This window comes from Exiguobacterium sp. TNDT2 (assembly GCF_003331145.1).
Taxonomy (GTDB): domain Bacteria; phylum Bacillota; class Bacilli; order Exiguobacteriales; family Exiguobacteriaceae; genus Exiguobacterium.
In genome coordinates this window covers 1-8,948 of sequence record NZ_QLVE01000033.1, presented here as the reverse complement: position 1 = coordinate 8,948, position 8,948 = coordinate 1, and the positions used below count along the sequence as shown (strand labels likewise).

Sequence of the window (8,948 nt, the reverse complement as noted above, 5' to 3'; positions counted from 1 at the left end):
AAAAGAAATAACGAATTTATAAAAGAGGTGAATTGTTTTGAAAACTAATCAACTATTGACTATTTTTACATCCGTATTAGTAATTGCAGTCTTAGCTTTTTTATTTTTAAATGATCAAAGTTCCGAAAAATCAAAGACTAAAATTGTTCAAGATGAAAAGATATCAGTTAATAATCAACCTACAATAGGTAAAAAGGAAGCGCCGATATCAATTGTAGAATTCGGAGACTATAAATGCCCTTCGTGTAAAGAGTGGGGTGAAACAATCTATCCTCAACTTGTAAAAGATTACATTGAAAGTGGGAAAGCTTCCTTTAGTTACATTAATGTTTTGTTTCACGGAGATGAGTCCACTTTAGCTGCCCTTGCATCAGAATCTGTTTACAAAAATCACCCAGAATCATTTTGGCAATTTCACAAAGCTATTTATGAAGCTCAACCTGACGTGCAAATACACGATAATCCATGGGTTACGGTGGAGAAAATGGAAGAGATTGCGACGAAGACTGTCCCTTCTCTAGATTTAAATAAATTTAGAGAAGACCTATCAAGTCGTTCTTCTAGATTAGAATCAGTTAAAATGGATGCGGCGCTCGTAGAAAAATACAATGTTACACTGACCCCGACGATTGCAGTTAATGGGGTCATCCTTGAAAATCCATTCGACTATACCTCTATAAAAAAACAAATTGAAAAGGAGCTAACCCAATGAGCGCTTCAGTAATAAACCGATATGGACTGTACCTCGCCTGGGTTGTTTCAATTACTGCAGTACTTGGAAGTCTATATTTTAGCGAAATTCGTGGTTTTATACCTTGTGAACTCTGTTGGATTCAACGTATCTTTATGTACCCAATAGCTTTGATTCTTGCAATTGCAGTTTTCAGAGAAGATAGCTCAATCAAATTTTATGTTCTCCCTTTATCAATAATCGGATTCTGTATCTCTTTTTACCACTATCTTGTACAAAAGGTGCCCGGCTTTTCGGAAGTCAGACCATGTGAACAAGGAGTTTCCTGTAATGCACAGTACATTGACTGGATGGGTTTTATCACAATTCCGTTTTTAGCGTTGACCGCCTTTTTTCTGATTACAGTCATTCTTGGACGAATCAGTACCAAACAGTAGTTTTTGATTTGGATTTGAAAAATGAAGAACTAATTGTATCAAATTGGTATGCTTACTAAAAAACAGCTTTGATTTAGAAAAACATGAAAAGCTTTTTGAAGTTGGAAAATAGATTAGACAATACCCAGTAAATAATTCAATTGACGTTTTCTTAAAACATTAGTGTACTATATTGATTTTTTGAAAAAGCGTGACTACCTATCGAGTATGAGATCTAACTAGCTCTCTAATAGGTAGTTTTTGTATGGCTAAAAATAAGAAATAATCGCAAAACCAGAGAAAGTATCTCAAATCTTCAAGTATGTAGAGCTGATAGAATAAATGTTTTTTAAATTAAGTGTTGACGGCACAGCAAAAGTCTAATAAGTTATATATGAACATATGAACATGTATAGTTATCATGAGCGGAGGTACTGACTTATGGATGAACCGATTGAAGATACTACAGAAAATGAAATAGAAATAGGGGCGCAGATTGACGATGAGACTCTATTTATTGTATCTCAGACGTTCAAGGCACTTAGTGACCCGACAAGAATTAAAATATTAACCCTGCTATGCACAAAGGAACATTCGGTCAACGGAATAGCTGATCTTCTTAACTTAAGTCAATCAAACGTGTCTCATCAGCTACGTTTTTTAAAAAATCTTCGACTTGTCAAGTTTAGAAGAGAAGGAACTACTCTATTTTATTCAGAAGATGATCACCATGTCATGAACTTACTAAGACAGGCGATTGAGCATGCGAAACACCACTAAATATAGTAAGGAGAGTTAATCTTATGGCACATAATCATGCACATGATCATTCTCATACCTCTAACAAAAAGATTTTGATCATTTCATTCTTTATTATTTCGGCATACATGGTTGTAGAGGCGATTGGAGGGTACCTTACAAATAGCTTAGCACTTTTAGCGGACGCAGGTCACATGCTTAGTGATGCGGCTTCGCTCGCTATTGCATTACTTGCCTTTAAATTAGGTGAACAAATAGCGAACAATCGTAAAACGTTCGGATATAGACGCTTCGAGATTCTAGCAGCTGTTTTAAACGGGGTCACTCTCATACTGATTTCCATATATATCTTTTATGAGGCCATCAATCGATTTATTCAACCACCTGAGGTCGCATCCGTAGGAATGTTAATTGTTAGCAGTATTGGCCTTGCTATAAACCTTCTTGTTGGATGGATTATGTTAAGAGGTGCAGACGTAGAACATAATTTGAATATGCGAGGTGCTTATCTACATGTTGTAAGCGATACGTTGGGTTCAGTCGGTGCAATACTGGCAGCGCTTCTTATCATGGCATTTGGATGGAACTGGGCAGATCCGCTCGCAGGAATCATTGTAGCGGGACTTGTTTTACGAAGTGGTTATTTCGTGACGAAATCCGGATTGAACGTATTAATGGAAGGTGCACCACAAAACGTTGATGTCGAAAAGGTTCTTCAAGTCATTCACAACAAGGAGGGGGTACGGAGTATACACGACTTTCATCTTTGGAGTATCACAAGTGGAATGAATGCACTCTCATGTCATGTTGTCGTTGATGGTAATTTACAAATCTATGACAGTGAGAATCTACTTCAAGAAATTGAACACGATTTAGCACATCTGAACGTTCAACACTCTACGATTCAATTCGAAACTCTTTCTCATCCTCACAGCGATGAATTGCTTTGCAAACTGAAGGTAGGGGAAGTAGTACATCAACATTAAAAAAATCACCTGTTGAGTAGGATTGACAATCAAGAGGAGGAGACAGCAATGCTGATTTTGGATAATAGTTACTTAATTTTGAGCATGTATAGAAACTCGATTTTTGGCAACGGAGTTTTGATAGATGATTGAATATATTTCTTCGTTAGAACCCCTTACTCAAGCATTGCTGGGTACTTTATTCACTTGGGGGATGACGGCGCTTGGTGCCGCGTTAGTGTTTATGACAAAATCAATGAATCAAAAGCTAATGGATGGGATGCTCGGTTTTGCTGGAGGAGTAATGATTGCCGCTAGTTTTTGGTCATTACTCTCACCTGCAATTGAGATGGCGGAACAAGATTCTCTTCCGGCGTGGTTACCAGCTGCAATCGGTTTCTTACTTGGAGGATTCTTTTTATCAGGTGTTGATAAAGTGATTCCACATCTGCATCCCACTTCACCGATGGATGAGGCTGAGGGTATAAACCCTAAGAAGAGAAAGCGGAGCACGTTACTGGTGTTAGCAATAACATTGCATAATATTCCAGAGGGACTTGCCATAGGCGTTGCATTTGGAGCAGTTGCAGCAGGATTCCCTTCATCATCAATCACGGGAGCTATCGCGCTGGCAATCGGAATCGGCATACAAAATTTCCCTGAGGGTGCTGCTGTGTCAATGCCATTGAGACGAGATGGATTATCTCGTCGTAAAAGTTTTTTCTATGGCCAGTTATCTGGTATGGTTGAACCGTTCGCGGCGTTGGTAGGAGTAGTAGCAGTACTCATAATGGAGCCTTTACTTCCGTTTGCGCTAAGCTTTGCTGCAGGAGCAATGATTTTTGTTGTAGTGGAGGAGGTAGTCCCAGGATCTCAAGAAAATGGAAACAAGGACTTGGCTTCTGTTTGTTTAATGTTTGGCTTTACAATCATGATGATTTTAGATGTGGCTTTAGGCTAAAATAATTATTTTTTTAATGGTTATCACTTTATTTTTTGACTGATATATATTCAAGATACTAACTATATTCGGAAGTGTAAATAATGAGCCTTAATTATATTTACTTTCAGTCGGTATTTTTACTGTTGGATAAATAAAAATACTAGAAGAAAAAATATAAAACCTCTTGCCCTGGCAATTAAAATCGTGGAGTTATCTATTTCATTCTGAAATTTCCTGAAAATTTTGGGGGTGATTTTGATAGAGAAGGAAAGCAAATTCGGAATTCAAGTGCTAGAGAAGGTGGAAGCCCACCAAGTCAGTATATACATCATTTTTTTGATGTTGGCAGTAATCTTTGGTCTATTGAATACAGAAGCTGTATATCTCGATATTTTTATTTCTCCCCTTTTAGGAGTTTTGATGTATGGGATGTTCGTTCAAATTCCGTTTCTGAAATCGAATGGATCTGCTACAAACATGAGGTTTGTGGTAGCTCTTTTATTAGGAAATTTTGTTGCCGTTCCTTTAATAGTTTAGGTTTTGGTTATCATATTTCTTCAAGATTCATCACTAATGCTGGGGGTGTATTTGGTGTTGTTAACACCGTGCATCGACTATGTGATTGTTTTTTTCAAAGATGGGAAAGGGAAACGAATCAATATTGTTAAAAGTAACACCGATTCTTTTAATTTTACAGACGATACTCTTACCCATATATTTATTCGTATTATTAGGAGAAAAGGCTATTAGTATCGTTAGGATGGGTCCATTTCTAGATGCATTTCTATTTTTGATTTTTATACCGCTTCTATTAGCGATAATGACACAATTGTGTTCTAAAAAGAGTTCTTTAGGTAATCGTATCATGAAAATGCCGCCATGGATTCCCGTTCCATTTATGTCTTTTGTACTTTTTGTGGTAGTTGCCTCTCAAATTAGGGAAGTGTATAGTGACCTCGGGACATTAATAGATGTAATACCAGTTTATATTTTATTTCTACTTATCATACCATGGGTGTCAAAGTCCCTTGGTAAGTTGTTCAAACTAGATATTGCTTCAAGAAGAGCAATTACATTTAGTATGGGAACAAGGAATTCACTTGTAGTTCTTCCATTAGCATCTATATTACCAGAGCCCCTATCAACACAAGTAGCTGTAGTGATCATTTTACAGACCGTTACCGAATTGTTCGGAGAAGTCTTATATATAAAATTAGTGCCTAAATGGTTCTAACAAATTAGATACATGTATTTAATTTCGCTTTCAAAAATTACGTCCTTCGATTGTTTATTAAAATATTAAGAACTGCGCTTAAGTTCTCAAGTATGCGTTGTTTACAATCAATAGGCAAAGAAATTTATTATATTGCAGAACGCTAGAGACCAGTATTATTCTAACAACTAACCTTTTTAAGGATGGACTACCAAGTGAGGAGAGATCGAACAATGGCGAGTACTGATAAGGCATCAAAAAATATCAAACTAGCATTTATAATTAATCTTGTTTTCTCGATTGGTGAATTTATCGGGGGATTTTTGATTAATAGTGTTGCAATCATGTCGGACGCCATTCACGATTTAGGTGATGCTCTTGCATTGGGCCTGTCCTGGTTCTTACAAAAATTTTCGAACAAAAAACCCGATCATAACTTCACTTTTGGATATAATCGTTTTTCCCTTTTAGGAGCATTAATAAATGCGACAATATTAATAATTGGATCTGTATATATTTTTACTCAAGCAATTCCTCTACTGTTTGAACCGGAGCATTCTAATGCACAAGGAATGATTTGGTTTGCAATTTTTGGTGTGCTTTTAAATGGTTTTGCGGCATTCCGTCTACACAAAGGAAAATCAGTAAATGAGGGAGTACTATCTTGGCACCTTTTAGAAGATGTTTTAGGTTGGATTGCCGTTCTTGTAGTAGGGATAGTTTTACTCTTCAAGGATATACATATACTTGACCCCATCCTATCAATTGCTATTGCGTTGTTTATATTAGTGAATGTGTTTCGTAATTTAGTTAAAACAATGAAAATACTTTTAGGTGCTGTCCCTGATGGTATTGACATCGATGAGGTGAAGCAAAAGATTGAAGGTATTGAAGAAGTGATTTCTGTTCAAAACCTATATGTCTGGTCAATTGATGGCGAAGATAACGCCATGAATTTACACTTAATAGTAGAAGAGATGAATCTAAAGGATTCAACTATTGTTAAACAAAAAGTCAAAGAAGTGACTTCAAAACTAGATATTAAACATTCTACAATAGAGTTAGAATCAAAAAAACACAACTAAAGAAATAAGTCATCCTTGCACCAAATCCACACTGAGGTTCGACATATGAGTAAAAATTCTATACTTCATACCGTCTGATACCAATAAATACTTTTCTACGTGCAAGGAAACTGAATATCGAATGAGGGTATATTTAGAAACCCCCTCATTCGTTTTTTTTTTGAACACTATCGAAATTTCGTCTCTTAAAATAGGATGTATTCGAATGAATGAATGATTCCAAAACGAACGTTCAAATATTTAGATTTAATTGTCATAGTTTAGTAGACCTATCGACCGGATTTTCTTTCCATACTTCGGAGAATATTCCGGTCAATGAATAAGGTTCGGCCTCGATTAAAACTGTCTGATGATAAAAAAGCTGATAATGAAACCTAAAAAGATGACTCGGGAACAATACCGAAGTCATCTTAAAGCCGTCTTAAAAAACAGAGATCATTTATTTTTATCATACCCAGTACAAATTCGAGGATATAAAAATGAATATTTTTGTTTTTTTATTCTTTGACATTCATCAGTCTTAAACTGTTCAGTGCTACCAGAAGAGTTGCCCCTATATCGGACATAATAGCTATCCATAGGGTGAGCCAGCCCGGGATGACCAAGAGTAATGCAATCGCTTTGATACTGATAGCGAACGCGATGTTCACTTTGATAATATTTAGGGATTTTCGGCTCAATTTTATCGTAAACGGTAGTTTGCTCAAATCGTCGCCCATCAGGGCGACATCTGCTGTTTCCAAAGCGGTATCCGTTCCAGCACCACCCATGGCAATTCCAACAGTAGAGGCAGCGAGTGCCGGAGCGTCATTTACGCCGTCCCCGACCATCGCGACATTGTCGTACTCAGCTCGCAAGCGTTTAATGACATTTAATTTATCCTCTGGCATCAATTCTGCCTGGATTTCGTTGACGCCAACTTGCTGGCCGATAGCTTTGCCTGTCCCTTTGTTGTCACCCGTCAGCATAATTGTCTTTTTAATACCCATATCATGTAGTTTCCGGATGATTTCTTTGCTGGATTCCCGGACTTCGTCGGCTACGGCGATAACCGCCAATATGCTTTGTTTCGTTCCGATAATCATCGAAGTCTTACCTTGCTGTTGCAGAGCCGTTACGGTTTGGTCCAGATTATTATCAATACTTTCAACACCTAGCTCGTTAAAGAGAAGCGGGCTTCCGATAAAGTAGGTGGTGCCGTCTATCGTTCCTTTAATGCCTTTTCCTGTGATGGAAGAGAAGTCCTCAACTCTGATAGAGGTGTAAGGTATGTTTTCCTCGTCCGCTTTTTTCATGATGGCAGAGGCCAACGGATGCTGAGAACGATATTCCAATGCCGTCACGATAGAAAGCAGTTCTCTCTCGTTTACCTGCTTGTTCGTGATTTTAAAGTCTGTGACGACAGGTACACCTTTGGTCAGGGTACCGGTTTTGTCAAATGCAATAGCTTTCAGCGCGCCCATTTCTTCCAGGTATACGCCGCCTTTAATCAAGACCCCTTTTTTGGCAGCATTACCGATGGCGGAAACAATCGAAATCGGCGTCGAAGTGACTAAGGCACACGGGCAACCCACTATTAGAACCGCCAATCCTTGATAGACCCAGGTTTCCCAGCTGGCATCTCACGTGCGGCCTATTACAAATGGTTGAACCGCACCGTATCGGTGCGTCAAGAAGAGAACGAGAAGCTCCTGGAGGACATTCGTCTACTCTATGACCAGGCGAACCGTACATACGGCTACCGTCGGGTCACGATGACAATCAATCGGCTACGCAGGCAACAAGGTCTGTCCACGTTCAATGAAAAGCAAGTCTATCGCCTGATGCATATCCATGGGATCCAATCGATCATCCGCGGGAAGCGGAAGAGACATAAGAAGTCGATGCCACAGCATGTGGCCGAGAACCTGATGAACCGAGAATTCGGTGCGTCTCGGCCGGACGAGAAATGGTGCACCGACGTCACCGAGTTCAAATATGGTACCGGGAAGAAGGCGTATCTGAGCGCGATCATCGACCTGTACGACGGATCGATCGTCGCCTATCGTATCGGAAGGTCCAACAACAACGGGATCGTCTTCCAGACGATGATGCCAGCCATCGCGGGGCTCCGTCCAGGAGCGCGTCCGATGATCCATAGTGACCGAGGGCTCCAATATACCTCGAGAGGGTTCAAACGTATGGTGAAAGACGCAGGACTAATCGGCAACATGTCCTGAGTTGGTCGTTGTCTCGACAACGCCCCGATCGAGAGTTTTTGGGGCACTTTGAAAGTCGAGATGTACTACTTGCGTGAGTTCCAGGTCTATAGCGAACTCACGTCGGCCATCGAGACCTACATATCGTTCTACAACCATGGTCTACTCTAGAAACGACTAAACGGCTTGAGCCCTGTCGAATACAGGTCTCAAGCCGTTTAGATTGGTTTTCATTATTTGCCCTGTCTACTTGACGGGGGGCAGTTCAGTATCGTCCGACGCGAGATATTGATATTCGCGTGACGGAGGGCGTCGTGACACCTGAATTGAAAGAGGCGCTTCATGAATATGAAATTGAAATTGTCGAAGGGGTGATTCAGTTCCCACCCCGTGAAGACTTTAGGGAAAATGAATTCCGGCATAAGATTGAAGGGCTGTTCGAGGCGATTGATGTGTATATCCCCGACATTGAACTTTTAGCATGTACCAAGATTTTCTCCTCTCGCCAAAAGGATCTAGAGGATCTCGAAAAAACGAATCTATTGGCACTTTGCGATAAAGATAAACTTCTCGACCTTGTAGAGGAATACAAAGCAAACATGACGTGGGACGATCCATTTTGTAACGTGCATGACTTGAGTCGAATTTTTCAGGAAAAGGGTATATAATAAATCAAAA

At 39.3% G+C, this 8,948-nt stretch carries 7 protein-coding genes and 3 pseudogenes; 9 read left to right on the top strand and 1 reads right to left on the bottom strand.

Annotated elements, in window-relative coordinates; translation table 11 throughout:
* Positions 1 to 37 precede the first annotated feature (37 nt).
* The 7 genes from DPV68_RS13490 to DPV68_RS13460 all read left to right on the top strand — a co-directional run bounded on the left by DPV68_RS13490 (position 38) and on the right by DPV68_RS13460 (position 6,072).
* Positions 38 to 712 carry a thioredoxin domain-containing protein gene (locus tag DPV68_RS13490; protein ID WP_029595508.1) on the top strand — a complete coding sequence of 225 codons (675 nt, stop codon included), beginning with the start codon at positions 38 to 40 and terminating at the stop codon, positions 710 to 712.
* Complete coding sequence (locus tag DPV68_RS13485) at positions 709 to 1,128, top strand: disulfide oxidoreductase (protein ID WP_029336179.1); 420 nt, start codon at positions 709 to 711, stop codon at positions 1,126 to 1,128. Before DPV68_RS13490 ends, DPV68_RS13485 begins: the two co-directional genes overlap by 4 nt.
* 420 nt (positions 1,129 to 1,548) lie before the next feature.
* Positions 1,549 to 1,887, top strand: coding sequence for an ArsR/SmtB family transcription factor (locus tag DPV68_RS13480; RefSeq protein ID WP_029336177.1), 339 nt, complete (start codon positions 1,549 to 1,551; stop codon positions 1,885 to 1,887).
* 23 nt (positions 1,888 to 1,910) lie between these two features.
* A complete protein-coding gene (locus DPV68_RS13475) occupies positions 1,911 to 2,852 on the top strand; it encodes a cation diffusion facilitator family transporter (protein WP_029336176.1) in 942 nt (313 codons plus the stop codon).
* Positions 2,853 to 2,976: 124 nt separating this feature from the next.
* Positions 2,977 to 3,792, top strand: a complete 816-nt coding sequence (locus DPV68_RS13470; RefSeq protein WP_029336175.1) for a ZIP family metal transporter — start codon at positions 2,977 to 2,979, stop codon at positions 3,790 to 3,792.
* A 742-nt stretch (positions 3,793 to 4,534) separates the two neighbouring features.
* The gene (locus DPV68_RS15100; RefSeq protein ID WP_232819653.1) at positions 4,535 to 5,008 is read left to right on the top strand and encodes a hypothetical protein; all 474 of its coding nucleotides are present in this window, start codon (positions 4,535 to 4,537) and stop codon (positions 5,006 to 5,008) included.
* A gap of 212 nt (positions 5,009 to 5,220) precedes the next feature.
* Positions 5,221 to 6,072 (top strand): cation diffusion facilitator family transporter, encoded by an 852-nt coding sequence (locus tag DPV68_RS13460; RefSeq protein ID WP_029336174.1) that lies wholly within the window; start codon positions 5,221 to 5,223, stop codon positions 6,070 to 6,072.
* Between the two features lie 497 nt (positions 6,073 to 6,569).
* On the opposite strand, the pseudogene DPV68_RS13455 reads toward DPV68_RS13460, so the two are convergent.
* Positions 6,570 to 7,694: pseudogene (locus DPV68_RS13455) on the bottom strand (heavy metal translocating P-type ATPase); the annotation flags it as partial.
* On the opposite strand from DPV68_RS13455, the pseudogene DPV68_RS13450 reads away from it, so the two are divergent.
* Together DPV68_RS13450 and DPV68_RS13445 are read left to right on the top strand one after the other, a co-directional pair.
* Positions 7,686 to 8,441, top strand: a pseudogene (locus DPV68_RS13450) (IS3 family transposase); the annotation flags it as partial. The pseudogenes DPV68_RS13455 and DPV68_RS13450 sit on opposite strands and share 9 nt — an antisense overlap.
* Positions 8,442 to 8,551: 110 nt before the next feature.
* A pseudogene (locus DPV68_RS13445) lies at positions 8,552 to 8,938 on the top strand (DUF6036 family nucleotidyltransferase); the annotation flags it as partial.
* Positions 8,939 to 8,948: the final 10 nt, after the last annotated feature.

What these genes read in the sequence shown, in the direction of transcription:
- DPV68_RS13460 (WP_029336174.1), top strand. Translation starts at nt 5,221, where the DNA reads ATGGCGAGTACTGATAAGGCATCAAAAAATATCAAACTAGCATTTATA.
- DPV68_RS13480 (WP_029336177.1), top strand. Translation starts at nt 1,549, where the DNA reads ATGGATGAACCGATTGAAGATACTACAGAAAATGAAATAGAAATAGGG.
- DPV68_RS15100 (WP_232819653.1), top strand. Translation starts at nt 4,535, where the DNA reads ATGGGTCCATTTCTAGATGCATTTCTATTTTTGATTTTTATACCGCTT.
- DPV68_RS13485 (WP_029336179.1), top strand. Translation starts at nt 709, where the DNA reads ATGAGCGCTTCAGTAATAAACCGATATGGACTGTACCTCGCCTGGGTT.
- DPV68_RS13475 (WP_029336176.1), top strand. Translation starts at nt 1,911, where the DNA reads ATGGCACATAATCATGCACATGATCATTCTCATACCTCTAACAAAAAG.
- DPV68_RS13470 (WP_029336175.1), top strand. Translation starts at nt 2,977, where the DNA reads ATGATTGAATATATTTCTTCGTTAGAACCCCTTACTCAAGCATTGCTG.